We start from the raw sequence: 24,141 nt of genomic DNA, 5'->3' as shown, positions 1-24,141 counted from the left end.
CGAACAGGCGTCGCACCGGCAGGCCGCCGAGCGCAATGTTCTCGGCGATCGAGAGTGCCGGGACCTTGCACAATTCCTGCGGGATGGTGTCGATTCCGGCGGAGATCGCATCGCGCGGATTGGCAAAGCTCCTCGGCTCGCCGGCTATCTCGATCCTGCCGGAATCCGCGCGATGAACGCCGCCAAGAATGCGGATCAGAGTCGACTTGCCGGCACCATTCTCGCCAACAAGCGCATGCATCTCGCCGAAGTCGAGCGAAAAGTCGACATCGTCAAGCGCTCTCGTCGCCCCGAAAGCCTTCGTCAGTCCTGTCACGGCGACGGCAGCCTGGGGCGTCTGCTGGTTCGGCGACACGCAACCCCTCTTTCTTTTGCGCGCCAGAAATCAGTCTTCGGTCGACCAGGCGTCAGGCAATCCGCACCCGTTCGACTTTCATTTTTGGATCAACGACACGGCCCTTGTCGATGATGACCTCGTTGTCGAGCATGACGGTACAGTCGCGCATCGGCACGTCGTAATGGCCGCGCGTGGTGCGTTTACCGCCGCCCTGCGAATTCGGCCCCGTCGAGAACAGGAAATTGCCGGCGAAGACCCGCGCGCCGGCGCGGTGCCGCTCCGGCTCGTCGCCGTTCATTGCAAGCGAATACCAGCGCGCCTGAGGATTGAGCCCCCATCCAAGATGAGAAAGGGCGTAGGGGTCGCGGTCGTTCTCGTCGGCCTTGCCCTCATCCAGCCAGTCCCGCATCAGCTTCGCGTCGAGCCCGCCTTCGAGACGGGTGATGAAACCATCCTGGATCTCGATACGGACCGGGTCCTGCACGTAGCGACAATAGGGAAGAATGATGATGTCGCCGGGCTGGATGACGACCGTACCGCGCGCCGAGCCCTCGTTCGGGAAAGTATGGATATGGCCGCCGCCCCAATGGTCGAAATGCCCGGGTTCGTCGGCATAGCCCCATTGCGTCATGACCGGATATTCGCCGCAGGAATACGTCAGATCGGTGCCGGCATCGGAGATGACGCGCACTTCACGAGTCTTCCGGTAGCGCTCCTCCGCATGCTTCAGCGCGTCCTTCAACCCAGGGGGCGACATGAGCTGCTCGAGATCGTCCGGTGCATCGATGATCATGAGCACGCGCGTTCCGCCGTCCATGACCTCCTTGAGCCATTTGGTGAACAGCGGCACATGGAAGATCACCAGGAGGTCGGCAGCCTTCACCGCTTCCAGCGTGCCCTTGCACTTTCCGATCGTGGGCACACCCACTTTGGTCCATGACGGAATGGAATTGACCCGCATCTCATAGATGTCGGCGCCGATCTCATCGGCCGCGGCAAAGGAAGCCTCGATATATTCGTGACGTGTGGCGAGATCCCCGACCAGAGCGACCGTCTCGCCCGGCTTCAGCTTGCACATCTCGAATTGCTTCTTGAACAGAAAGCCGAGCTTGCCCGGATTGATTTCGGTCGACCGGATCGACGATGCAATCATGTCCGCCTCCACGTCCGCGGCAAGAAGCGGCCGCCAAGCTGCGAAACCGGGAAATTGTCCGCAGGGCGGACAACGCTGTCAATAGTGAATGCTGTTCATTTATCCGGCGACCACGGCCTTGGTTTTGCGCCGCCGCGAAGCGCGGGCCGGAGCCGACCGGCGAGGCGGGGGCCGGCCTGTGGTCTTCTTCTGCAAGACAACCGCACCGCCGACGATCAGAAGCTTCATGATATTGGCGATTTCCTCCATGTCCGGACGGGTTCCGCCGACATGATGACGCACCACGAAACCGTCAAAGGCCATCAGCAGGATATGGGCGAGACGATCGTGCTCAATCACGACATGACGTCGGGCCGGCAACGCGCGCCGCAACAGTTCAGACAGGGCGCTTTCCGACCGCGACAACAGGTCGCTGCGATAGGGTTCGTCCCTGCCGGTCGTGGACACCGCCTGCATCAGATTGTTGGCGAACCCGTTATCCTCGACCGGAAGCTCGAGCCAGACCGTGCGCAGAATGTGCAGCAGCCGTCCGTCCGGATCGGGAATTTCGCTCAGCTGCCGCTCAAGCCTCGCGAACCGGCGTTTCAACCAGGGTTCGTATACCGCGTAGAAAATTTCGAATTTGGAGTTGAAGTAGACATATACATTGGAGGGCGCGATGCCGGCCGCTCGCCCAATCTGTGCGATCGAGGTGCCGAGATAGCTCTGCTTGCGAAACAGTCGATAGGCGCTCTCGATGATGGCGTCGCGTATCCGCGCCTTCTTGACTTGAGCCATGGATCCGGTTGCCGACGCCAACGATGTTGCTGGCCTTGCAGCACCATTCTCGATTTTCCAACTCTCGGCAATGCCCCCGCCCATTGCCAAGCATCGCCGCTCAAGCTGCAGGCGGGAGCGCCAGCTTTCGCGCCGGCCCCGCTCCGAAATCCGCAAAGCCGGTTCCCGGCCGCGGCGTTCCGCAGCCCGATCAGAAAACCAGCGCTTCGATCTCGGGGCGCGGTGTCTGAGAAGGAAGGGGCACTTTGCCGTTTGCAGGGTTCAAATATGACAGCACGAGGTCGATGATCGCCTCGCGTCTCTTCTTCAGGTTGTCTGGACTCATCAAATCCCTGTCGAAAATGACCTTCAGCGTGTGCTGATTGGCAAAATACATGAACCCGAGGGCGCAGATGGAAATATACAAGTCGATCGGGTCGATGCCACGCCGGAACGCACCGGCTTTCACGCCACGTTCCAGGATTCGAGAAATCGTGTGGGTCAACGGCGTCTTGAACTCATGAAGTCGTTTCGACTTTCGCAACGTCCGCGCCTTGTAGAGATTTTCCATGTTCAGGAAGGAGATGAAATGCGGGTTTGAAATGTAAAAGTCGATCTTGAGGTTGATCAGCCGCGCGATGGCCGCTTTCGGCTCCAGATGTTCGACATCGATCGCGCGTTCCAACTCGGTCAGATCGGCATAGGCCGTTTCGAGCGCGGCAAGATAAAGCCCCTCTTTCGTACCGAAATAGTAATAGACGAGCCGCTTGTCGACGCCGCAGCGAGCGGCAATGTCGTCGGTGCGCGCATCCGCCAGCCCGCGATTGGCGAACTCGTCGATGGCCGCCGCCAGAATCCTGGCGCGGGTCGCCTCGGCATTTCGCGACTTGCGCGGGCGCTTTCGCTTCACGGCTTTCATGGCGGCAACATGCATTTTTCTACCGGAATCGCAACGGCTCCGGCAATTCCTCGAACATGCCCGCAGCCTCGACGGAGCGATGGCAATGGCGCTCCATGCGGCGCGTTCATTACCGGCACGGCTGAATCAGCGACGCGGTCTCTTGACAGAGCCGCCTTCTTCTAATTCACTCACAGGAGAATTAGAGCGCCAACGCGCCGTTGCGAGGAAGCACAAGCCAAGGACTATCCGGGTGAGCGAAGCCGAATATCCCCCCGTGCGCCGCGTGGTCACGGGTCACGACGACAATCACATCGCCAGGGTCCTGATCGATGCTCCCGCCCTGAATGCGAAGCGTCCGAGCCCGGGGCTGGTCTCGACATTGATCTGGAGCACCGATGCCACGCCCGGCAAACTCCCGCTCGGCACCAGCATCGAGGACCACGGCGCCCGTGTCCTGGGCACTGCGCCGCCGAAGAACGGGTCACGCTTCGCGGTGATCGATTTCCCGCCCGGCAACAAGCCGCATATGCATCGAACCGACACGATCGACTACGTGATCGTGATCGAGGGCGAGATCGACATGCACATGGACGATTCGACCGTCACGCTGAAGCAGGGCGACGTGATGGTGCAGCGTGGCACCAATCACGCCTGGGCCAACCGCAGCGGGAAACGCGCCCGCCTTGCCTTCGTGCTGATTGATGCCGAGCCGCTCGGCGTCGGCCAGCCCGTGTCCGGCGCCGAAAATGCGCGGTGATCACGCTCAACCCGGGGAGACATTGATGCGACCTTCGATCGTCAAACGAGCATTCACAGCGTGCCTCGTAAGCTGTGCAATCGTGTTCTCCACGCCGGTTTGCGCCACCGCCGACAAATTCCCGGCCGGGCCGGTTCGATTCATCGTGCCGGTGCCCGCCGGCGGCGTGACGGACGCGATGGCACGCATCGTCGGCCAGCACCTGAGCGATATCTGGGGGCAGCCGGTGATCGTCGAGAACAGGCCGGGCGGAAACTATTCCGTCGCCGCGCAGGCGGTGGCCCGCGCCCCGGCCGATGGATACACCTTGCTGGTCGCGCCGGATTCGACCTTCACGGCCAATCCCTTCCTCTTCAGCAACCTCACCTACAAGACGAGCGAGTTCACGCCGATCATCGTGCTGAGCCGTGCAACGCCGATGCTGGTCGTGAACGCGTCACTCGGCGTCAACAGCGTGCCCGAACTTATCGCGCTCGCGAAGTCAAAGCCTGGAACGCTGAACTACGGCTCATACGGCAACGGGACCTATGCGCATCTCAGCATGGAGGACTTCAAGCAGCGGACCGGAACGCAGATCGTTCACATTCCGTATCGCGGGGCCGCACCGGCGGCGACCGGACTGCTCGGCGGCGAGGTTTCGATGCTGCTGCTCAACCTCTCGAGCATCGAAGCCCACGAAAGCGGAGGAAAGGTGAAAATCCTTGCATCCGCAGGAGACAAGCGGGCCGCAAAGCGACCGGACCTTCCCACGGTTGCGGAATCGGGTCTGCCCGGGTTTTCGACCTCGATCTGGTTTGCCTTGCTCGGTCCGGCGAACATGCCTCCGGAACTGGTCAAGAAAATTCACGCCGATGTGACCAGGGCGCTCAACACGCCGGAGGCTGTCCGCTTCTTCGACAAGAACAGCTTTGAGCGCGTCGATCTCTCGCCCGCCGAGTTCGGCCAGTTGATCGAGCGTGACTCCAGGCACTGGCAGGCGCTCATCAAATCTGTCGGCGTCAAGGCGCAATGACCGACAGGTCCGGACCAGGACAAGGGAGCATGGCATGAAGGTTCTGATCACCGGCGGCATGGGCGTGATCGGCGCCGAAGCCAGCCGGAGATTCGTCAAGGAAGGACACCGTCCGGTTCTGTTCGCGCGACACCGTGACGACAACCTGATCGGGGACCTCGCCGACAGGGTCGATATCGAGCTCGGCGACATCACCGACCTGCCGCGGCTGATGGACGTGATCAAACGCAACGCCATCACTCATATCGTTCATGCGGCCGCGTTTGTCGGTGCGGTATCGCAGGCCAATCCGGCGCTCAGCATCCAGGTGAACGTCAACGGCACCGTCAACGTGCTGGAGGCTGCACGGCTCTTCGAGATCAAGCGCGTCGTGTTCACAAGCGCGAAGGGCGTTTATGGCCCGCTCTCCGGCGAGTTTGGCTATCCCGAATACAGGCCGGTCCCGGAGGACATGCCGAAAAATCCAAAGCGCATCTACGATTCCGCCAAGCTGATGGGCGAACATCTCTGCGTCTACTACAACAACAACATGGGCGTCGACACCGTCGTGCTGCGCTTTGCGACGACCTACGGACCGGGAAAGACGGCGCGGCACGGCAAGATGGGCGTTACGAGCCAGATCGTCGAAGCGCCGGTGGCTGGCAAACCGTTTCGCATCGCTCAGGGCGGAGATGAAAAAGACGACTTCATTTACAATAAAGATTCGGCGCTCGGCATCTATCTCGCCACCATTGCGAGCGATCCGAAAAGCCGCATTTACAACATCGGGAGCGGCGTCGGCTCGACCCTGCGGGATTTCGAACGCGTTCTTCGAAAGCTCCTCCCGAACCCCGATATCGAGATCGGCCCGGGGCTGAACTTTCTCGGCATGCCCTACCCCGCGCATGGCGTCTATGACGTTTCGCGCGCCCGCGATGAACTCGGATTCCGTCCGGAATACGACATCGAAAGGGGCGTCGCCGACTATATCGAAAGCCTGCGAGGCATGAAGGCAAGGGCGGCCTGACCGGCCGGAGAACATCGGGATGAGAAGCACACTGGAACTGCCCCGCCTTTCGCTCTCCGAGCGTGACCGCCGCTGGGCCGCGGTCCGCAAGGAGATGGCGAAGCGGGACCTGGACGCAATCGTGCTGTGGGGCTGGCCGGTCATGTGGGACTTCTACACGGCCAATGCGCGCTATCTCTGCCCGATCGGCGGCAATGCCGAGTTCAACGTCCTGGTATTTCCGGCAACAGGAGAGCCCACGGCGTTCATTCAATTGCCGACCTTTCTGGAAGGCTGGCGAAACGCTCAGGATTGGGTGTCCGACATCCGGGTGCGCACCAAGACCTGGGCAGACACCGTCGCCATACGCCTGAAGGAACTCAAACTCGACAGCGCAAAGATCGGAATGGATGGGCTTGCGGCGCCACTCGACGCAGACGGCTGGCTGCCGCATGACGTCTACATCCGATTGAAAGAACTCGTTCCAAACGCCGCGATTGTCCCCCTCGACGACATGCTCGAGCAGATTCGCGCCGTCAAAAGTCCGGAAGAGATCGAGGCCCTGCGTCGCGCGGCCCGGCTCGGCGACCTGATGCTGGCCACATGCAGGGATACGGCGCGGCCCGGCGTGAGGGAATGCGAAGTCTACGCCAACATGATGCAGACGATGCTTGCCAATGGCGGCGAAGAACCGACGTTGTTTCTGTGGGCGTGCGACCCGCTTCCATACCCGCATCCATTCCGGTTGCCGACGATGCGGCCCATGCAGCGCGGCGACCTGATCATCTGTGAAATGCACCCCAAGATCGGCGGATACTTTACCCATGTCGAGCGGACGTTCTCGCTTGGCGATCCCGACGATCGGCAATTGAACATCTATGAGGGTTGCCTTGCCGCGTACCAGCGGGGCCTGCAAGGCTTCGGACCCGGGAAGACGATTTCGACCGCCATGGAAGCGGTAAAGGACGAAATCACGGCTCGCGGTCTCGGCATTTGCGAAGCCGGCATTCACGGCCATGGCCTCGCCTCGCTGGAATATCCGCGCTACCGCCATCACGCCATCGCGGCGGACCGCGACGCGGTGAAGGTGATCGGCGACAGATTTCAGGAAGGCATGGTCTTCGCCTTCAACATCGACCTTGTCGATCCGAACTGGCATGGCGGAAACACCGGATGCGTGTTCGCCGAAACAATCGAAATCACCGCGGCCGGGGCGCAGCGCATGCACAGCTACCCTATGGAGTTACAGCAAGTCGTTGTGACATCCGGATAGCTTCAAAAATCGCCAATACAAACGGGATTTTCCGACCCGTTACATAAGGGAGGAATACAAGCCATGACACGCCTGTCGCAATTGACCTTCAGTCTGCTCCTCGGGCTCATAGCCATGATGGGCCCCAGCGAGCAGGCGAAAGCCCAGGCCTTTCCGGAAAAACCGGTCCGCATCATCGTCCAGACCGCCGCCGGGTCTTCAATCGATGTGGCAGCACGGATCCTTGCCGACAATCTGACGCGCCGCTGGAATCAGCAGGTCATCATATTGAACCAGCCTGGCGCAGGCGGTGCGATTGCAACGCGCGCGCTCGCATCAGCACCGAACGACGGTTACACGCTTTTCTTCGCCGCTTCGTCGGTCTTTGTGGTGTTGCCCGAATTGCAGAAGGCCCTGGCGGCGGACGTCAATTCGTTCGTCCCCATTGCCTTCGTCGGCGAAACACCGATGGCGATTGCGGTTTCGAGCAAGACCCCGGCGAAGTCCCTGGCTGAGCTTGTCGCGCTGGCAAAACAGACTACAGGCGGATTGAATGTCGCGGTGTCGACCCGTGGCGGTCTCTCTCATCTGAGTGCGGAGGCGCTGCGCGAGCGCGCAAAGATGGAGATGACCTTTGTCCATTATCCCGGCACCGCGCAAGCGCTGACCGACGTGATCGCCGACCGCGTCCCGGTCATCGTCGACAGCATCTCGGCCATTGTCGGTCCGGCATCCGGCGGTCAGGTCCGGCTGCTGGCCGTTGCCGGGCCGTCGCGGCTCAAGTCCCTGCCCGATATCGCGACCGCATCAGAAGCGCTGCCGGGCTTCGAGGCGATGGCATGGTTTGCGCTTGTCGCTCCGAAGGGAACGAACGCCGACATCGTTCGACAGATCGGCAAGGATGTCGACGCGGTCCTGCAGGAGCCCGCGGTCGCGAAGCGACTGCAGGAACTGGGCGCCTTCCCTCGGCCGATGTCTCCCGAAGCACTCCAGGCCTTCATCGAGGCCCAAAAGAAACAATGGGCGCCAATCGTTCAACGGGCGGGCGGATAACCCGTCGCGTTTCTCCAGCCCGCGCCCGCAATGGTCAAAAAATATCGTCAAGGGAGGTTTCAATGCGAATGGGACTCACGGCGAGCATCGTTATGATCACCAGCACGGCATTGGGCGGAACGGCACTTGCGCAATGCAAGGTCGGTGAGCCCGGCTGTCCCAGGCACAGCGTTGTCGCAACGGCTCCGGTCGGCACATTCTTCGAAAACATTGCGCTCGGAGCGGATGGAGCGTTCTACATCACCGACTATACCGGAAAGCGCATCGTGCGGTTCACGGACGCGGGCGGATTGAAGCCGTTCGCCGAGGTGGACGCGCATCCTCTGGGCGTCGCGGTCGATACCGACAATACAGTCTATTTCACCGCGCAGGAGAAGACGCTCTTCGGAGGAGGCGGAACATTCCACAATGCAAATCGCATCTACCGGGTTCGCAACGGTGGCAAGCCCGAACTGTTCCTGCAACCCGCGGATGCCAAATTTCTCAATGGGATGACGCGACTCGCGCCAGGCCGTTTTCTGATTGCCGATTCACGCGGCGGCGTGATCTGGATGCTGGATGCCGCGAAGGCGCAGATATCAAAATTCCTCGCATCGCCCTTGCTCGACACCCCCGACGACAAAATTCCGACGCCGGGCGCGAACGGCGTCAAGATCCATGACGGCCATGTTTATGTGTCGAACACGGTACGCGGCACTTTCATACGCGCCAAGCTCGGCAGCGACATGACTCCCGGCGAACCGCAGGTCTGGCTTGAGAACACCCGCGCAGATGACTTCGATTTTTCGCCGTCGGGCGAACTTTATCTCACGACCCATCGCGACAAGGTGCTCAGGATTGTGGACGGCAAGGCTCAGGAATTCGCAGGAGCGGGCACGTCGATTGTCGGCAATACCGCGCTCGCCTGGAACGCGACCGGTGATGGACTGTACGTGATCGGTGACGGTGGCCTGGTTGGACACAAATCGTACAAGGGCCCGGAACCGCGCGAAGCTACTATCGTGCGGTTCGAAGCGAAATAGCGGAGCCGCTTGACGCCTCGATATCGATACGCTCGATTGCGCACCAACGGGGAAATCTCGATCCTGAATGCGTCTCGCAAAAACCTGGTGCAAGGTCGATCAGGATTTCTGTTTCGTACCCGCAGAGATCGGAGGCCCTTCGACATCAACCAAAAACGCCTCAGCGGTGGTTGCTTTTTCCAATGCCGGGGCGGGTTGAGGGTCCGGCAGCTTGCCCAGCCAGACAGCGATCTCGTACAGGGACGCACGCACGGCATCGAAGCGCTCTGCACCGATATGCGCTGCCCATTGCGCTTCTATTTCGGTCGCACATTGCCGCGTGGCCGAAAGCAGCTTCCAGCCTTTCGGAGTCAGGTAGATCGTCGTTGACCGTTGCCCCGGGGGCGACCTGCGCTCAATGTATCCTTTGGATTCAAATCCGGCCAACACGTAGTTCATTGCCTGTTTCGTCATGTTGCACCGTCGCGCCAGATCGATCGGCCGCAAACCGTGGGGCCCCGGGTAGCGCATTACGCTGAACTCCGTTTCGGTCATCTCGATTCCTTGCCTGCCCACCGCCTCGATAATCCCAAGTGTCAGGGCCTCGTGGGTGACGCGCAGCAATGCGCCGAGGAGCGGCGTAACCGAAAAGGGTGTTTCGGATTCTGCCGCGAGAGCCTCTGCGCCGTTTTTCTTTGTATTACCGGGCAAGCTCACTTTCTTTCGTCCCGGCATACTCGCGCTGTTTTTCCTGGCGGACACGTTCTTCTTCCTGGCGGACACGTTTCTCATCTCGTCCTGAGAGGGGTTGACTCAAGGTAAAAACCTTGTACTAATTTGGTAAAGATACTGGACCATATGGCCTACGAGCTTTCACCATATGGCGTGCGCTCATGCAAGTGCACCTCAAGCAAAAGAAACCATCAACACGGAGGAACGAATGTCTAGAACGTCCAAGCCGCCTCGAACCAGCGAGAAGTTCGATCTCGAATACGATGTCGTCGTCGTCGGCTACGGCTACGCTGGCGGCATTTCAGCACTGGTCGCGGCCGACAACGGCGCCAAGGTATTGCTGATCGAAAAATCATCGGTACCGGGTGGCATATCCATCTGCTCCTACGGAGCATTGCGGTGCGCCAACGATCGCGATCTGGCCTTTCAATACCTCAAGAAAACCAACGCCGGGCGAACGCCCGACGATGTCGTCCGCGCTCTTGCAGATGGCATGTGCGAGATGGAAGGCTACGTGCGCGAACTCGCAAAGGCGAGCGGTGCAGTGGTCACGACCACCGAAGACTACGGAAAGGGCGCCAACTATCCGCTCGAGGGATACAAGTCATTTTATCACACCAACATCGAGCTCCCGAATTTCAATGCGCGCGAAGCCTATCCCTGGGCTCACGGCGCTCCCGGCGGGCCGGTGACCTTCAAGGTTGTCGAGGACAATCTGAAGCTGCGCGACGTGACGGTGATGCTGGAGACCGAAGCGCTTCGGCTCATCTCGCGCAACGCGGGGGACACGCAGGAGGTTCTCGGAGTCACGATCCGCACCAAGGACAATGCCATCAAACGCGTCAAGGCGCGGCGCGGTGTCGTTCTCTGCACCGGAGGATTTGAAGGCAATCGAGAATATCGCGAGCAGTTCTGGGAAGGCGTGCCCATCAATCCGTGCTGCGGCCAGAACAATACCGGCGACGGCATTCGCATGGCGCAGGACGTGGGCGCGAAGCTGTGGCACATGTGGCATTTCCACGGCTGCTACGGCTTCACCTATCCGGATCCGAAATATCCCTACATGATCCGCGTGAAGCGTTTGCCGGACTGGACGCCAACTCACGAGGACCAGGCAAAGGTCAAGATGGCTTGGATCCTGCTGGACCAGACCGGGCGGCGCTACATGAACGAGTATCAGCCTTATACGCAGGACACGACGCACCGCCCGCTTCATTATTTTGATCCGGCGACCCAGACCTATCCGCGCAATCCGTCATTCCTGATTTGCGACGAGAATGGCCGAAAAATGTATGCGCTCGGCCGGCCGACTTCGAACGACGAAGGGGTTCGGGTCGACTGGAGCGAGGACAATCTGAAGGAGGTCGAACTCGGAATTCTGAAGAAGGCTGACACGATCGAGGAACTGGCCGCCGAGCTCGGGATCGACCCCAGTCTCGCCAAGCAGAGCATTGCAAGGTGGAACGAGCAATGCGCGAAGGGCTCCGACGACGATCATGGCCGTCCGGCGGGCACGATGACTCCGATCACGACGGGGCCGTTCTATGGCGCGCCGGTCGGCGCCATCGTCACCAATACGCAGGGGGGCCCAGCCCACAACGCCAGGCAGCAAATCGTCGACCATTTCGGAGATCCCATCCCGCGTCTGTATGCGGCAGGCGAAATGGGAAGCTCGTTCGGCCACCTTTACATGTCGGGCAGCAACATCACCGAATGCTTCGTGAACGGACGGATCGTCGGGCGCGAAATCATGAAACTCAAACCCTGGGATTCTGCTGATTCCGGCAAACGCAATCCGGCGCGCGAGATGGAGGTGGCGAAATGAGAACCCCAACCAACCGAAGGCTTCTGTGTGTCGCAGCATTCGGCATGTGGACGGCACTGACCGTTCACGCGAATGCAGATTCCTACCCCAACCGGACCGTGCGGATCGTGTTCGGTTTGAGCGCCGGATCCAGCACCGACGTCATGGCGCGCATCCTGGCGGAAAGGCTCAGTCAGAAATGGGGACAGGGCGTCATCATCGACAACCGTCCCGGCGCCGCAGGAAACATCGCTGCCGATGCGGTCGCGAAAGCCGACCCTGACGGCTATACGCTGCTGCTCTCCAATAACTCGATCTCCATCGCGCCGTCGTTCTACAAGAAGCTGAACTACGATCCAGTCAAGGATTTGATCCCCGTCACGCAGCTTGGGATGACACCACATGTGCTTTGCGTGAATCCGAAACTGCCGATCAAATCCGTCGAGGACCTCGTCGACATGGCCAAGAAAAAGCCCGGCGACATCATGTACTCGTCCGCCGGGATCGGTCAGACGGATCACATGGCGACCGCGCTGTTCGCAGAGATGGCGGGGATCAAGATGACCCACGTTCCCTATCGAGGCGGGCCGCCCGCGCTTCAGGCGGTCATGGCCGGAGAGGTGGCACTCGACTTTCCCGGCATCGCTGCGGCGCTGCCGTTCCTGAAGGACGGTACCATACGCTGCATCGCGGTTTCCTCAAACAAGCGGTCGCCGGCCGTTCCTGATCTGCCGACCCTGAATGAAGCAGGGATCAAGGGCTACGATCACAGTCTTTGGAACGGCCTGTTTGCCCCGGCAGGCACGCCTCCTGAGATTCTCAAGAAGATCAGCGCGGGTTTTTCGGAAGTGCTGCAGGACCCCGGGGTCGTCAAACGCCTGTCCGGTCTCGGAATCGAACCGGTCGGCAGCAGCCCTGACGCGTTCAACCGCTACTTTCAGGCCGAAGTCGCCAAATGGGCCGATGTGATCAAGAAGACCGGCATTCAAGCCGCGTCCAAATGATCCCAGGGCTTCATCCTGTAGCCCGGGTCACGAACGTCTGAGCGCATGACAACGTGTCGAGCCTCAGACGTTCGGATGCTCCGGAGCGCCCCCTAGCCAGCGCGGGAAACTTGGGCGTCATGCCTTTTCTTGTTCGGCACGGCGAATCCACCGGAAACCAGAACGCCTGTTTGCAGGGCGCCCGGATCGGCGGCACGCTGTCCGGGCGGGGCCGCCAGCAATCATTCGCGACGGCACTGTACCTGTTCGAAGCGTTTGAAGAGCTTCGGCGGGGCAATGTGCTGCTTGTATCGAGTCCGTCTACCCGGGCGCTCGAGACTGCCGCCCCCATCGCGAAGCGGTTGAACTGCGCGATCGAAACAGACCATGGTCTCGAGGAACTGGACTTCGGTGAATGGTCCGGCACGCTTGTGGCTGATCTCGAAAGCGACGCGGCTTATCAACGTTGGAAAGCCGACCCGTGGGCACGCTCTCCGCCCCAGGGCGAGACCCTTGCCCAGGTTCGCTCGCGGATGTGGGAGGCAACCTCGCGGTACGTAACCAGGGCTACCAGCGCAAATCGGCCGCTGGTTTTGGTCACGCATTTCTTTCCGCTCATGAGCCTGTTCGAAACGCTCAAGCCGGGCACGCCGGTGCGTTGCGACAACGCGTCCATTTCGCGCTTCGAGGTCACGGACACAGGGTGGGCCTTTAGCCTGGTCAACGAGGTACGCCACCTCAACCAGGCTGCTCCTGTTCCAGTACGATACGTGTAGCAACTTCCGTCGCTCGCATCGCCCGCAACCGATCTTCAAAGCACGCGACAAATTACGCCTGCCCTTCGGCGCGAAATCGTGTGACACAGTCCTTCGCAATTGCGCCAGCCGGCCTTGTCTGAGCGCGCCTCGATCATGCGACCGGCGACGCCACGTCCTGCAAGGCTTGCCAGACGCGCTGCGGTGATGCCGGCAAGTCGAAGTGATCGATCCCGCGCAATGCGAGAGCGTCGCCCACGGCATTCATCGCGGATGGCAGCGCTCCCGCGACGCCGGACTCGCCTGCCCCTTTGACGCCAAGCGGATTCGTTGTGCACGGCACGCTGTGATGGGCGGTCGCCATCACCGGCATCTCGGCGGCCCGCGGCAACGCGTAGTCCATCAGCGACGCATTCAGAAGCTGTCCGTCATCGCCATAGCGTACGTGTTCACCCAGCACCTGGCCCAGACCCTGCACGATTCCACCATGGGTCTGTCCGTCCACCACCGTCTCATGAACGATGTTTCCTACATCATCCACCGCGGTGTACCGGACGACGGAGACGACGCCTGTCTCCGGATCGACCTCGATTTCGCAGACGTGACAACCATTCGGAAACGACATCTGCGGCGAGGTGAACTCGCCGACCGTATCCAGACCGCCCCGGAGTTCTTCCGGCAGATCGGTCGCCTCCCGCGCGCGTTGCGCCAATTCGAGAATGGGTATTTTCAGGTCCGTCCCGGTCACCAGGAATGTTCCGTCGGAGAATTCGACATCATTCACGGATACCTCGAACAGGTGCGACGCCACACGGCGTCCCTTCTCGATCGCACCGTCGCAGGCGATTGCCGACGCGCTCCCGGCCATCATCAGCGAACGGGAAGCAACCGACGGCGTGCCGTCCGGCACCTCGTCACTGTCGCCCTCGATCAGCTTGACCTTGCGGATATCGATCCCGAGCCGCTTCGCGATAACGCGCGGGAAGGTCGTCAGGTGGCCCTGCCCCATCGCCTGTACGCCGACCCGGATCGCGGCGCTATCGTCCGCCTCGAACCGCAGATCGGCCTTTTCGTTCAGGATGCCGCCAGCGACTTCAAGAAAACAGCACATGCCGATTCCGCGCAGCAATCCCTTCTTCCGCGACTCGGCTCGCCGCTCGGGAAATCCGTTCCAGTCCGAGATCACAAGCGCCTTGTCCATCGACGCTTCGAACTCACCGCTGTCATAGATCGGTCCGATCGCGGTCTGATAGGGCATGGCAGACGACGAAATGAAATTGCGCCGACGCAGCGCGACGCGGTCGATACCAAGCTTGCGTGCGGCACCATCGATCAGCCGCTCGATCACATAGATCGCTTCGGGCCGACCGGCGCCGCGATACGGACCGAGCGGCGCTGCATTGGTGAAGACCAGTTTCACATCGATCTGGATCGCCGGGATCCGATAGACGCTGGAGAGGCAATTCTTGGTATTGGCAGTCCCGAAAATCGCGGTGTATTGCGTCGTATAAGGACCGATACCAACCCGATTGCACACCCGCAATGCGAGGATATTGCCGTCGGCGTCGAACGCCATCTCGCCTTCGAGTATGCCGTCGCGACCATGAGAGTCGGAAAGAAAGCTTTCAACGCGGCTGTTGCACCATTTCACCGGCCGGCCGGTCTTGCGCGCAGCGTAAAGAATCGCGCCATATTCGGGGTAGGTCTGCGCCTTCATGCCGAAGCCTCCGCCGATGTCGTAGGTCAGAACGCGGATGTCCGACAGCGGCACTTTGAAGACCCCTTCGGCGAGCAGCTTTCGCACCACGGCCACACCCTGCGTTGTGGCGATCAGGGTGTAGCGCCCGGTATTTTCGTCCCACAGCCCGATGCCCGCGCGTGGCTCGAGCGAAACCGCGGCAAGCCGCGTGTCATCGAGCCGCACGCGCTCGACATGCACGGCTCTGGCGAATGCCGCGTCGACCGCGGCAACGTTGCCGTCACGCCAGTCAAGCGCGATATTGCCCGGCGCATTGTCGTGCAGCGGCGCGGCGTCCTCCGCCATCGCGCTCTCGATATCGGAGGCACAACCAAGCTCCTCCAGGTCTAAAACGACCTGCTCGGCGGCATCCTGTGCCTGAAGGAGGGTTTCTGCCACGACAACAGCAACCGCCTCGCCGACAAAGCGAATGCGGTCGACCGCGAGCACCGGCATGGCAGCGGCAACCATCGGCCTGCCGTCACGCCCCACCGTCCCGGCAACCGGGGGAATGCCGCCGAGGCCGTCAGCGGCAAGGTCAGCCCCCGTGAAGACCGCGTTGACACCCGGCATGGCGCGGGCGCGCGTCACATCCACCTTGCGAATCCGTGCGTGAGCCGTAGTCGCGCGCACGAAGACGCCATAGGCCTGCCCCGGGACATGCAGGTCGTCCGTAAACTGGCCGCGCCCCGTGAGCAAAGGTTCATCCTCGCTGCGCAATGCCCCGTGGTCGCTGCCGAAGCGTACAGAGGTTCTGATCATGATTGGGTCCGTCTTGTCAGTCGGGCAGATTGCCAAGCTGCAGGATCAATTCGGCAGCGCCCGCGAGGTCGCTTTCAAGGGCGGCGCGTCCGAGCGCCCCGTCACTCTCGCGCATGGCCCGGATAATCTCCTTGTGCGAATCCGGCGCAAATTTGCGCGTCGCTTCGCGGCCGCGTACGCCGAGCGAAAAATGCAGGAACGGTCCGATCCGCAGCCATAGATTTTCGATGATTCCGAGCAGCACCGGCATGTGGGCGGCGCGGTAGATCGTAAAATGGAATTCCTTGTTGACCCGGAACAGCTGCGCTGAATCCTCGCGCGTTCGCATTTCCTGCGTGAACGCTGCGTTCAGTTCCTCCAGTTGCGCAATGGCTTCCGGCTGGATTCGGGCGGCCGCCTCTTCGACCGCCAACCCTTCAAGCATCAGCCGCACCTTGAGAATTTCGCGTACGCCGGCCTTGGTCGCAATGGGAACGCGGATCGCACGGTTTGGCAGCACTTCAAGCGCGCCCTCCGCCGCCAGCCGCTGGACCGCCTCCCGAACCGGCATCAGGCTCGTGCCGAACGCGCTGGTCAGTTGGCGCAGCGTGATCTTTTCGCCCGGCTTGACACCGCCAACCATCAGGAAATCGCGCAATTCGCTGTAGACGCGCTGACCGAGGGTGCCGCTTTCGACTGCGTGGAGACCGGAAAGATCGGGTGCTTCGATGCTCATGGATCGGGCGCGACGATGAACGGGCTTGACTCCGGCGTTGGAGCGATGAGACTGAATATATGTGATCACATTTCGGGTCACGAGAAAAGTTCGTTTCGCCTCGCCAGCCCGGCCCCTGCTCCGGAGGCGTCGCGAGACCTGTGTCAAACGCGCAATAACAAAGCCGCGCGACAAGAGGGAGGATGTCATGTCCACAACAAGGCTACTTACCGCCAGCGCATTCGCGCTTTTCGCTGCCCTGAGCGCGAGCATCGTGCTTCCCCAATCCGCCCAGGCGCAGGAGAAGGGACCAATCAAGATCGGATTGCTGGTACCGCTTACCGGTCCTCTCGCCTCGCCGGGCAATGACATGGTGAGCGGCTTCAAGCTGTTCTGGAATCAGGCCAACCAGATGGCGGGTGGCCGCAAGGTCGAGATCGTCACCGCTGACACGACCTGCAACCCCGATCAGGCACTGACCCAGGCCCGGCGGCTGGTGCTGCAAGAGAAGGTCAATATCCTCGTCGGACCGCTTTGCGGCCACGAAGGGCCGGCCGTAGCGCAGGTCAGCAAGGAGACGGGTGTTCCTCTGGTCATGGACACTGCCGGCGCCGATGACGTCACCAAGTGGAACCGCACGCCGACCGTGGTGCGCACCGCGGTGTCGTCGAGCCAGATCGGGCACCCGTTCGGTGAGTATCTTTACAAGGAACTCGGGCTCCGCAACGTCACCTTCATCGGTCAGGACTACACGTTCGGGCATGAAGTCACGCTGGGCGCGATCAAGACCTTTACCGATCTGGGCGGCAAGGTGGCCAAGCTGATCTGGAATCCGATCGGCACCAAGGATTACGGCACCACTATCAGCACCATACCGTCCAATTCGGACGGCGTGGCTGCCATCGTGGTGGGCGCCGACCGTATCCGTCTGTTCGAAGACTGGTTCAACTTCGGAATGGACAAGAAGATGAAGATCATCGGCGGCTACTGGTTGCAGGAAGACATGCTCTCGCAAGTCGATGACCGCGCCGTCGGCCTGGTGGCAAATTCCCTGCATTATGCCGCCGGAATCGACACCCCCGAAAACAAGGCGTTCGTCGACGCTTATGCAAAGGCCTACAAGCGGCTGCCCTCATGGTTCTCGGAGTCAGCCTACACCGCCGGCTTGTGGACCAAGACCGCGATCGATGCGATCAAGGGCAATGTCGAAGACAAGGACGCCTTCCTGAAGGCGATGCGCACGGTCGAAGTGAAGGCCCCGCGCGGACCGCTCAAGCTGGACGCTTTCGACAACCCGATCCAGAACGTCTACATCTCGAAAATCGAGAAGCGCAAACATCCGGTGCTCGGCGAGGTTCTGATCCCCGTTCCGGTGAAAACCTACGAGGCGGTGTCGCAATTCTGGACCTGGAAGCCGGAAGAATTCCTGGCCCGCGGTCCCTACAAGCGCTGATTTGATCCAGAACACCCGAGCGGCGGCCCCGCGCCGCCGCTCCCCTCCGCATGCCCCGGTCCGCCACATCACCCGATGCAAGCCGCGATCCTCCAGGCCATCAACGGCATTTCTCTCGGTGCGCTGCTGTTTCTGCTCGCCAGCGGATTCACGCTGACATTCGGCCTGATGCGCGTCGTCAATATGGCGTACGGCGCGTATTACCTGCTCGGCGGCTATATCGGGCTGTCCATTGTCCGCGCCGGCGGCAGCTTCGAACTCGCCGTTATTGGCGGCGGGCTAGCCATCGTGGTTGTCGGCTTTCTGGTTGACCGTTTTCTCATTCGGGCGACCGGCAACAATCATCTCGCGCAGGTGCTGCTCACCGTCGGAGTGGCCTTCGTGATTGGCGAAGTGTGCCTTGCCATCTGGGGCGGCGACAGCCTGAAGATACCGCTGCCAAGCTATCTGCGAGGTTCAGTTGTTCTGCCAGGCGACCTTTACTATCCAAAGTTCCGCTTCGCCCTCATCGTACTCGGCATGGCCGCCGCGCTGTCGCTCTGGCTGCTCTATCACAAGACGCAGATCGGCGCGGTGGTGCGAGCGGGCGTCGATGATCGCGAAATGGTCACCGCGACCGGCATCAACATCGATCTGCTGTTCGTGCTCGTCTCCGCGCTCGGCTCCTTCCTCGCCGGTGTCGCCGGCGTCGTCGGCGGCGCGTTCCTGACACTCAATCCCGGCGCGGAATGGGACATTCTGGTGTTCGCTCTTGTCGTCGTCATCATCGGGGGACTTGGCAGCCTTGAAGGCGCCATTCTCGGCAGCATCATCGTCGGATTGCTCGACGCCTATGGACGCTGGCTGCTGCCGGAATTCTCCTATTTCGTGCTGTTCGGCCCGATGGCCGTGCTCCTGCTGTTCCGCGTCACCGGCATCTTCGGCAGGGAGCATTGAGCGATGCGCTTCGCCGTAGCCCTTGCGATCATCGCCGCCGCAGCCCTCGCACCGCTGTTCGTCGGCGAATTCTGGGTCGGGCTGATGACCCAGATCATGATCTTCGGCTTGCTGGCGCTGTCGGCGGACCTGCTGCTTGGCAACGCCGGTCTGTTCTCGCTTTGCCATGCCTCATTCTTTGCAGTCGCGGCCTACGCGACCGCAATTCTGCAGGTGCGGCATGGCGTGCCGACCATTCTCGCGGCGCCGGCCGGCATTCTCGCCGGTACCCTGCTCTCAACGATCTTCGCCTTCTCGGTGCGCACCCGCGGCGTCTACTTCATTTTGATCACGCTCGCCTTCGGCTACATCGTCTGGGGCGTGGCCTATCGCTGGGCCTCGTTCACCGGCGGCGACAATGGCGTGACCAACGTGCCCTATCCCGCCGTCGGCGGATGGGCGATCTCCAACTCGTTCCAGTATTACTACCTCGTGCTTTTCGTGGTGCTGCTCTGTGTCTGGGCCTACAGCATTCTCATCGCCTCGCCATTCGGGCTGGCGATGCGCGGCATCAAGTCCAGCGAGCCGCGCGTGCGCAGTCTCGGCTTCGATGTCAGCCGTCATCTCTATGTCGCCTTCGTGCTCTCGGGCCTGCTCGCGAGCATCGCGGGCGTGCTCTACGTGTATTACAACCGTTTCATCAACCCGGCTGCCGCCTCGTTTCCGGTGTCGGTCGAGGCGGTCTTGATGGCCATTATCGGCGGCTCCGGCACCATTCTCGGGCCGATGATCGGCGCTGGTATCATTCTTCTGCTGCGCAACTGGGTCAGCGGCTATTTCCATTTCTATCACGGCATCCTTGGCGTCGTGTTCATCGCGACGGTGCTCTGGGCTCCCAAAGGCATCATGGGGCTGATCACGCGCTGGAAGTCGGGCGACCGCGGAGAAGGCGCATGAGCGCTTCCGCAATCCAGACCGAAAGCCTGTCCAAGTCGTTCGGCGGTCTGCACGCGGTCGTGGACGTCTCGCTGTCGATTGCGCCCGGCGAGCGCCGCGTCCTGATTGGCCCGAACGGCGCCGGCAAGACCACGCTGTTTCATTGCATTTCCGGCACGCATCGGCCGACATCGGGGCGGGTTCTCCTGTTCGACAAGGATATCTCGAACGTCGCCGAAAACCGGCGCACCGCGCTCGGCATGGGCCGGACGTTCCAGATATCCAACATCTGCACCGACCTCTCCGTTCGCGAAAACCTGCAGCTTGCCGCGTTCGGCAATGACCGCCGTAAATGGGTGATGACCCGGCCGGCGGGATCGTTTGCGGACATCGGCGATCGTGTGGAGCGAAGCCTTCAGAATATCGGGCTGGCGCCGCGGGCCGACGAGCTGGTCAAGTTTCTCTCCTACGGCGAACGGCGCCAGCTCGAGCTTGCGCTGGCGCTGAATTCCGATCCGAAGGTGCTTCTGCTCGACGAGCCGTGCGCGGGACTGTCACCCAGCGAACGGCAAGGCTTCTCGCGCATCATTTCGGCGCTGCCGCGGGACATCACCCTGCTCATGATCGAGCACGACATCGATATCGCGCTGGCGCTGGCAGACCGCGTCACGGTCCTGCACCGCGGCCGCGTGATTCTCGACGGGACGCCCGGTGAGGTACAGAAGGACGAGCAGGTGCGGGAGGTCTACTTTGGCCGGGTCTGACCACCTTCTCGCTATCCGCGATATCCATACCTATTACGGCGACAGTTACGTGCTGCACGGCCTGAGCCTGGAACTGTCGCAGGGACGCATCGTCGTCATTCTCGGCAGAAACGGCATGGGAAAGACCACGCTGATCCGTTCGATCGCAGGTCTGACACCGCCGCGCCGCGGCGACATCCTTTTCGAGGGCCATTCGCTCATCGGCAAGCCGCCCTATGAGATCGCACAATCCGGCATGGCTATCGTGCCGCAGGGCCGTCGCATCTTTCAGTCCTTGACGGTGCGCGAAAACCTGATGCTGCCGACCAGCGCACTCGCCGGCCGCCGCAAATCCGGCAATCCCGACCGAAAGCGGTGGGACCTCGCAAGTATCCTCGCCGAGTTTCCGCAACTTGCCGAGCGCATGGACAATACCGGCAACGCGCTCAGCGGCGGCGAGCAGCAAATGCTGGCGATCGGCCGCGCATTGATGGCAAACCCCTCTCTGATACTGATGGACGAACCTTCCGAAGGCCTGGCGCCGAAGCTCGTGCAAAAGATCGAGGAAATCATGCGCAACCTTCGCAACCATGGCCATGCGATCCTTCTGGTCGAACAAAATCTCGCGCTCGCGCTTTCGGTTGCCGACAGCATCTACGTCATCTCTTCGGGACGGTTCGTCTTTCATGGAACCGCGGAAGAGCTGTCGCGCAATGCCGAGATTCTCGACAGCCATGTCGGCGTGGCCGCCGCGCATTAACGGACTGGACGCATGAAACTGTTCAACCTGACCGGACGTGTCGCCATCGTCACCGGTGGAAATTCCGGGATCGGATTTGGGATTGCGGAAGGTCTCGCAGCGGCGGGGGCCACGCTGATCATAGCCGGGCGCCGCGCGGATGCGAACGCGGCAGCGGTGAAGGCACTCCGAGAAAGCGGCGCTCAGGCTTTTTCGATCGAGGCCGATATCGCGCAAGAGACCGATTGCACCAGATTGGTCGCACAGTCTGCCGAACGTGCCGGCCGAGTCGATATTCTGGTCAACAATGCCGGCATCGCAATTCGCAAGCAGCCGCAGGACTATTCGACGGCAGAATGGCGGCAGGTCATCGACGTCAATCTGTCATCGGCTTTCTACTGCGCGCAGGCGGCATACCCTCATATGTGCCGGGCCGGCGGCGGAAAGATCATCAATATCGGATCGATGATGTCGATTTTCGGTGCGGCTTTTGCCGTCGCCTATGGCGCAAGCAAGGGCGGCATCGTCCAGATGACCAAAGGCCTGGCCACGGCCTGGGCGAAGGACAACATTCAATCGAACGCCATATTGCCCGGCTGGATCGATACGCCGTTCACGCGCACGGCGCGGGAGCAGGTTGCGGGCCTGAACGAGCGCGTCCTCGCGCGTACCCCTGCCGGACGCTGGGGAAGTCCCGGGGACTTTGCAGGGGCGGCTGTCTTTCTCGCCAGCAGCGCCTCCGGCTTCGTCAATGGCGCATCTCTCGTCATCGACGGCGGCTATTCTTCGATGGGATGAGCCGGCCTTGCGCGGCCGGTGCTCGGTATGCAAATCAGGAAGGTCCGCTTCCAGGCGAGAAAATTCGGCGTACTTTTTCTCCGAAACAGGGTAGCGATCATCGGGGCAGGCACGAGGTCAGCCATTAGGGTTGGATGCTACGCTGCAGAGCATCCTGCATCGATCGATACGAGCCTGTTGTGAAGAAGATCGGCTTCCTTTCATTCGGACATTGGACACCTTCGCCTCAGTCGCAGACCCGGTCTGCGTCCGACGCCCTCCTGCAATCGATCGACCTCGCCGTCGCGGCCGAAGAGCTGGGCGCAGACGGGGCTTATTTCCGGGTACATCACTTCGCCCGCCAGCTTGCCTCCCCGTTTCCGCTTCTGGCCGCGGTCGGCGCACGGACCCGCCGCATCGAGATCGGGACCGCGGTCATCGACATGCGGTACGAGAACCCGCTCTACATGGCTGAAGACGCCGGCGCTGCCGACATCATCGCAGGCGGGCGACTGCAGCTTGGCATCAGTCGTGGATCGCCCGAGCAAGTCATCGATGGATGGCGCTATTTCGGTTACGAGCCAGCCGAGGGCCAGACGGACTCCGACATGGGACGACGGCACGCGGAGGTTCTGCTCGAAGTGCTGCGCGGTCAGGGATTCGCGCAGCCCAACCCTCGCCCGATGTTCCCGAACCCTCCAGGCCAGCTACGGATCGAACCCCATTCGGAGGGCCTGCGTGATCGCATCTGGTGGGGCGCCGCGTCCAACGCCACCGCGGTCTGGGCCGCCACACTCGGAATGAACCTTCAGAGTTCGACGCTCAAGAACGACGAGAGCGGGCTGCCGTTCCATATTCAGCAGGCGGAGCAGATTCGAGCCTTTCGTGACGCCTGGAAGTCGGCCGGCCACACTCGCGAGCCGCGCGTATCGGTCAGCCGAAGCATCTTCGCGCTAATAGACGATCGCGACCGCGCATATTTCGGTCGTGGCAACCAGAACGAGGACAATATCGGCTATATTGATGAGAAGACGCGCGCCATCTTCGGTCGCAGCTATGCCGCGGAGCCGGACATCCTCGTACAGGAGCTCATGAAGGACGAAGCGATCGCAGCAGCCGATACGCTGCTGCTAACGGTACCCAATCAGCTCGGCGTCGATTACAACGCCCACGTGATCGAAGCCATCCTCACCCACGTCGCCCCTGCGCTGGGCTGGCGCTGACCGCGCGGTCTGTCCGCGTTGGATATCGCGCTTCTCACCAAATCCGGTTGCCTTTTGTCGGTGCTTCACGCGCGATCAGGCGGGACGACTTTCGATGCAACCAGCCCCACCATGGTTCCGGCAACCCCCTCCTGAACAATCGCAGACCGATCATTGATCAGCGTGAGCGATCTTTCGACAATCGCGCGCCGGCCGTCGGACGTCATGCGTTTGCTCAGAATGACGGCCCTGACATGGACCGTATCGCCGACGAACAGCGGCAGGCGATAGGCCCATTCCCGAATTCCGGTGGCACCAATCACCTCGTCGCTGAATCGCGGCAGGGTCGTCGCAAGTCCCGTCGCGATGAGAATTCCGAACGAGCCGTGGAACAGCCGGCCCCGCAGTCCACGGCTCTTTGCAAAGACTTCGTCCGCGTGAATCGGGTGCCAGTCGCCGCTGCACATGCAGGCGATCGACAGATCCATGTCTGTCAAGGTGCGTCCCGGACCGACAAACTCCGCGCCGATGACGAGGTCATGAAAGAACACCAAGGGTCTCCGCCGCTGCTGTCAGACGACCGGCCAGGTCGGGCCCCGGGCTTCGTCGCTTGCCTTCACGCGCAGCGAGGCAGCAAACTCCGGGCGTTGCCTTCCCTTTTTGCGCTTGTCAGCACGCATTGCGTCTGTGCGCTTGTGCGG

General features: G+C 61.4%; 24 protein-coding genes. 16 read left to right on the top strand and 8 right to left on the bottom strand.

Annotated features, from left to right (window positions below):
* The 4 genes from AB7F49_RS01220 to AB7F49_RS01205 form a co-directional block, all read right to left on the bottom strand.
* Positions 1-355 (bottom strand): ATP-binding cassette domain-containing protein (locus AB7F49_RS01220; protein ID WP_428519450.1); only part of this gene is annotated, 355 nt, incomplete at its 3' end.
* A gap of 52 nt (positions 356-407) precedes the next feature.
* On the bottom strand, positions 408-1,490 hold the full coding sequence (locus AB7F49_RS01215) for a hypothetical protein (RefSeq protein ID WP_428519448.1): 1,083 nt from the start codon (positions 1,488-1,490) through the stop codon (positions 408-410).
* A 99-nt stretch (positions 1,491-1,589) separates the two neighbouring features.
* On the bottom strand, positions 1,590-2,267 hold the full coding sequence (locus AB7F49_RS01210; protein ID WP_428519446.1) for a TetR/AcrR family transcriptional regulator: 678 nt from the start codon (positions 2,265-2,267) through the stop codon (positions 1,590-1,592).
* A gap of 190 nt (positions 2,268-2,457) precedes the next feature.
* Positions 2,458-3,165, bottom strand: coding sequence for a TetR/AcrR family transcriptional regulator (locus AB7F49_RS01205; protein ID WP_428519444.1), 708 nt, complete (start codon positions 3,163-3,165; stop codon positions 2,458-2,460).
* A 232-nt stretch (positions 3,166-3,397) separates the two neighbouring features.
* On the opposite strand from AB7F49_RS01205, the gene AB7F49_RS01200 reads away from it, so the two are divergent.
* The 6 genes from AB7F49_RS01200 to AB7F49_RS01175 all read left to right on the top strand — a co-directional run bounded on the left by AB7F49_RS01200 (position 3,398) and on the right by AB7F49_RS01175 (position 9,228).
* On the top strand, positions 3,398-3,904 hold the full coding sequence (locus AB7F49_RS01200; RefSeq protein WP_428519442.1) for a cupin domain-containing protein: 507 nt from the start codon (positions 3,398-3,400) through the stop codon (positions 3,902-3,904).
* A gap of 25 nt (positions 3,905-3,929) precedes the next feature.
* On the top strand, positions 3,930-4,916 hold the full coding sequence (locus AB7F49_RS01195; RefSeq protein WP_428519440.1) for a Bug family tripartite tricarboxylate transporter substrate binding protein: 987 nt from the start codon (positions 3,930-3,932) through the stop codon (positions 4,914-4,916).
* A 34-nt stretch (positions 4,917-4,950) separates the two neighbouring features.
* Positions 4,951-5,922: an NAD-dependent epimerase/dehydratase family protein gene (locus AB7F49_RS01190; RefSeq protein ID WP_428519438.1), complete on the top strand. Its 972-nt coding sequence runs from the start codon at positions 4,951-4,953 to the stop codon at positions 5,920-5,922.
* A gap of 19 nt (positions 5,923-5,941) precedes the next feature.
* Positions 5,942-7,174 carry a M24 family metallopeptidase gene (locus tag AB7F49_RS01185; protein WP_428519436.1) on the top strand — a complete coding sequence of 411 codons (1,233 nt, stop codon included), beginning with the start codon at positions 5,942-5,944 and terminating at the stop codon, positions 7,172-7,174.
* A gap of 63 nt (positions 7,175-7,237) precedes the next feature.
* Entirely contained in the window at positions 7,238-8,206 is a 969-nt protein-coding gene (locus AB7F49_RS01180; protein WP_428519434.1) for a Bug family tripartite tricarboxylate transporter substrate binding protein, read from the top strand.
* Positions 8,207-8,268: 62 nt separating this feature from the next.
* A complete protein-coding gene (locus AB7F49_RS01175; protein WP_428519432.1) occupies positions 8,269-9,228 on the top strand; it encodes a hypothetical protein in 960 nt (319 codons plus the stop codon).
* A gap of 99 nt (positions 9,229-9,327) precedes the next feature.
* On the opposite strand, the gene AB7F49_RS01170 is transcribed toward AB7F49_RS01175, so the two are convergent.
* Positions 9,328-9,990 (bottom strand): MarR family winged helix-turn-helix transcriptional regulator, encoded by a 663-nt coding sequence (locus AB7F49_RS01170; RefSeq protein WP_428519430.1) that lies wholly within the window; start codon positions 9,988-9,990, stop codon positions 9,328-9,330.
* A 157-nt stretch (positions 9,991-10,147) separates the two neighbouring features.
* Here AB7F49_RS01170 and AB7F49_RS01165 point away from each other — a divergent pair, with 157 nt between their 5' ends.
* From AB7F49_RS01165 to AB7F49_RS01155, 3 genes are all read left to right on the top strand, one after another.
* Positions 10,148-11,764 (top strand): FAD-dependent oxidoreductase, encoded by a 1,617-nt coding sequence (locus AB7F49_RS01165; protein ID WP_428519428.1) that lies wholly within the window; start codon positions 10,148-10,150, stop codon positions 11,762-11,764.
* The gene (locus AB7F49_RS01160; RefSeq protein ID WP_428519426.1) at positions 11,761-12,747 is read left to right on the top strand and encodes a Bug family tripartite tricarboxylate transporter substrate binding protein; all 987 of its coding nucleotides are present in this window, start codon (positions 11,761-11,763) and stop codon (positions 12,745-12,747) included. The genes AB7F49_RS01165 and AB7F49_RS01160 overlap by 4 nt, the downstream gene beginning before the upstream one ends.
* Positions 12,748-12,866: 119 nt before the next feature.
* Complete coding sequence (locus AB7F49_RS01155) at positions 12,867-13,502, top strand: histidine phosphatase family protein (RefSeq protein ID WP_428519424.1); 636 nt, start codon at positions 12,867-12,869, stop codon at positions 13,500-13,502.
* A 133-nt stretch (positions 13,503-13,635) separates the two neighbouring features.
* Here AB7F49_RS01155 and AB7F49_RS01150 read toward each other — a convergent pair whose 3' ends face one another.
* Both AB7F49_RS01150 and AB7F49_RS01145 read right to left on the bottom strand, forming a co-directional pair.
* Positions 13,636-15,981: a xanthine dehydrogenase family protein molybdopterin-binding subunit gene (locus AB7F49_RS01150; protein ID WP_428519422.1), complete on the bottom strand. Its 2,346-nt coding sequence runs from the start codon at positions 15,979-15,981 to the stop codon at positions 13,636-13,638.
* 16 nt (positions 15,982-15,997) lie between these two features.
* Positions 15,998-16,696 (bottom strand): GntR family transcriptional regulator, encoded by a 699-nt coding sequence (locus AB7F49_RS01145; protein ID WP_428519420.1) that lies wholly within the window; start codon positions 16,694-16,696, stop codon positions 15,998-16,000.
* Positions 16,697-16,883: 187 nt separating this feature from the next.
* Here AB7F49_RS01145 and AB7F49_RS01140 point away from each other — a divergent pair, with 187 nt between their 5' ends.
* From AB7F49_RS01140 to AB7F49_RS01110, 7 genes are all read left to right on the top strand, one after another.
* Complete coding sequence (locus tag AB7F49_RS01140; RefSeq protein ID WP_428519418.1) at positions 16,884-18,128, top strand: ABC transporter substrate-binding protein; 1,245 nt, start codon at positions 16,884-16,886, stop codon at positions 18,126-18,128.
* A 75-nt stretch (positions 18,129-18,203) separates the two neighbouring features.
* Positions 18,204-19,064 (top strand): branched-chain amino acid ABC transporter permease, encoded by an 861-nt coding sequence (locus tag AB7F49_RS01135; protein ID WP_428519416.1) that lies wholly within the window; start codon positions 18,204-18,206, stop codon positions 19,062-19,064.
* 3 nt (positions 19,065-19,067) lie between these two features.
* Positions 19,068-20,000 carry a branched-chain amino acid ABC transporter permease gene (locus AB7F49_RS01130; RefSeq protein WP_428519414.1) on the top strand — a complete coding sequence of 311 codons (933 nt, stop codon included), beginning with the start codon at positions 19,068-19,070 and terminating at the stop codon, positions 19,998-20,000.
* On the top strand, positions 19,997-20,743 hold the full coding sequence (locus tag AB7F49_RS01125; RefSeq protein WP_428519412.1) for an ABC transporter ATP-binding protein: 747 nt from the start codon (positions 19,997-19,999) through the stop codon (positions 20,741-20,743). The genes AB7F49_RS01130 and AB7F49_RS01125 overlap by 4 nt, the downstream gene beginning before the upstream one ends.
* Positions 20,730-21,482, top strand: a complete 753-nt coding sequence (locus AB7F49_RS01120) for an ABC transporter ATP-binding protein (protein ID WP_428519410.1) — start codon at positions 20,730-20,732, stop codon at positions 21,480-21,482. Before AB7F49_RS01125 ends, AB7F49_RS01120 begins: the two co-directional genes overlap by 14 nt.
* Before the next feature lie 12 nt (positions 21,483-21,494).
* Positions 21,495-22,259: an SDR family NAD(P)-dependent oxidoreductase gene (locus AB7F49_RS01115; protein WP_428519408.1), complete on the top strand. Its 765-nt coding sequence runs from the start codon at positions 21,495-21,497 to the stop codon at positions 22,257-22,259.
* Positions 22,260-22,438: 179 nt separating this feature from the next.
* A complete protein-coding gene (locus AB7F49_RS01110) occupies positions 22,439-23,461 on the top strand; it encodes an LLM class flavin-dependent oxidoreductase (RefSeq protein WP_428519406.1) in 1,023 nt (340 codons plus the stop codon).
* 65 nt (positions 23,462-23,526) lie between these two features.
* On the opposite strand, the gene AB7F49_RS01105 is transcribed toward AB7F49_RS01110, so the two are convergent.
* A complete protein-coding gene (locus AB7F49_RS01105; RefSeq protein WP_428519404.1) occupies positions 23,527-23,991 on the bottom strand; it encodes a MaoC/PaaZ C-terminal domain-containing protein in 465 nt (154 codons plus the stop codon).
* Positions 23,992-24,141: the final 150 nt, after the last annotated feature.

It is taken from the genome of Pseudorhodoplanes sp., assembly GCF_050250235.1.
Classification (GTDB): Bacteria; Pseudomonadota; Alphaproteobacteria; order Rhizobiales; family Xanthobacteraceae; genus Pseudorhodoplanes.
Note: the sequence above shows the minus strand (reverse complement) of the source record. Positions and strands in the feature narration are given on the sequence as shown.

What these genes read in the sequence shown, in the direction of transcription:
- AB7F49_RS01215 (WP_428519448.1), bottom strand. Translation starts at nt 1,490, where the DNA reads ATGATTGCATCGTCGATCCGGTCGACCGAAATCAATCCGGGCAAGCTC.
- AB7F49_RS01210 (WP_428519446.1), bottom strand. Translation starts at nt 2,267, where the DNA reads ATGGCTCAAGTCAAGAAGGCGCGGATACGCGACGCCATCATCGAGAGC.
- AB7F49_RS01205 (WP_428519444.1), bottom strand. Translation starts at nt 3,165, where the DNA reads ATGAAAGCCGTGAAGCGAAAGCGCCCGCGCAAGTCGCGAAATGCCGAG.
- AB7F49_RS01195 (WP_428519440.1), top strand. Translation starts at nt 3,930, where the DNA reads ATGCGACCTTCGATCGTCAAACGAGCATTCACAGCGTGCCTCGTAAGC.
- AB7F49_RS01190 (WP_428519438.1), top strand. Translation starts at nt 4,951, where the DNA reads ATGAAGGTTCTGATCACCGGCGGCATGGGCGTGATCGGCGCCGAAGCC.
- AB7F49_RS01185 (WP_428519436.1), top strand. Translation starts at nt 5,942, where the DNA reads ATGAGAAGCACACTGGAACTGCCCCGCCTTTCGCTCTCCGAGCGTGAC.
- AB7F49_RS01180 (WP_428519434.1), top strand. Translation starts at nt 7,238, where the DNA reads ATGACACGCCTGTCGCAATTGACCTTCAGTCTGCTCCTCGGGCTCATA.
- AB7F49_RS01175 (WP_428519432.1), top strand. Translation starts at nt 8,269, where the DNA reads ATGCGAATGGGACTCACGGCGAGCATCGTTATGATCACCAGCACGGCA.
- AB7F49_RS01165 (WP_428519428.1), top strand. Translation starts at nt 10,148, where the DNA reads ATGTCTAGAACGTCCAAGCCGCCTCGAACCAGCGAGAAGTTCGATCTC.
- AB7F49_RS01160 (WP_428519426.1), top strand. Translation starts at nt 11,761, where the DNA reads ATGAGAACCCCAACCAACCGAAGGCTTCTGTGTGTCGCAGCATTCGGC.
- AB7F49_RS01155 (WP_428519424.1), top strand. Translation starts at nt 12,867, where the DNA reads ATGCCTTTTCTTGTTCGGCACGGCGAATCCACCGGAAACCAGAACGCC.
- AB7F49_RS01150 (WP_428519422.1), bottom strand. Translation starts at nt 15,981, where the DNA reads ATGATCAGAACCTCTGTACGCTTCGGCAGCGACCACGGGGCATTGCGC.
- AB7F49_RS01145 (WP_428519420.1), bottom strand. Translation starts at nt 16,696, where the DNA reads ATGAGCATCGAAGCACCCGATCTTTCCGGTCTCCACGCAGTCGAAAGC.
- AB7F49_RS01140 (WP_428519418.1), top strand. Translation starts at nt 16,884, where the DNA reads ATGTCCACAACAAGGCTACTTACCGCCAGCGCATTCGCGCTTTTCGCT.
- AB7F49_RS01135 (WP_428519416.1), top strand. Translation starts at nt 18,204, where the DNA reads ATGCAAGCCGCGATCCTCCAGGCCATCAACGGCATTTCTCTCGGTGCG.
- AB7F49_RS01130 (WP_428519414.1), top strand. Translation starts at nt 19,068, where the DNA reads ATGCGCTTCGCCGTAGCCCTTGCGATCATCGCCGCCGCAGCCCTCGCA.
- AB7F49_RS01125 (WP_428519412.1), top strand. Translation starts at nt 19,997, where the DNA reads ATGAGCGCTTCCGCAATCCAGACCGAAAGCCTGTCCAAGTCGTTCGGC.
- AB7F49_RS01115 (WP_428519408.1), top strand. Translation starts at nt 21,495, where the DNA reads ATGAAACTGTTCAACCTGACCGGACGTGTCGCCATCGTCACCGGTGGA.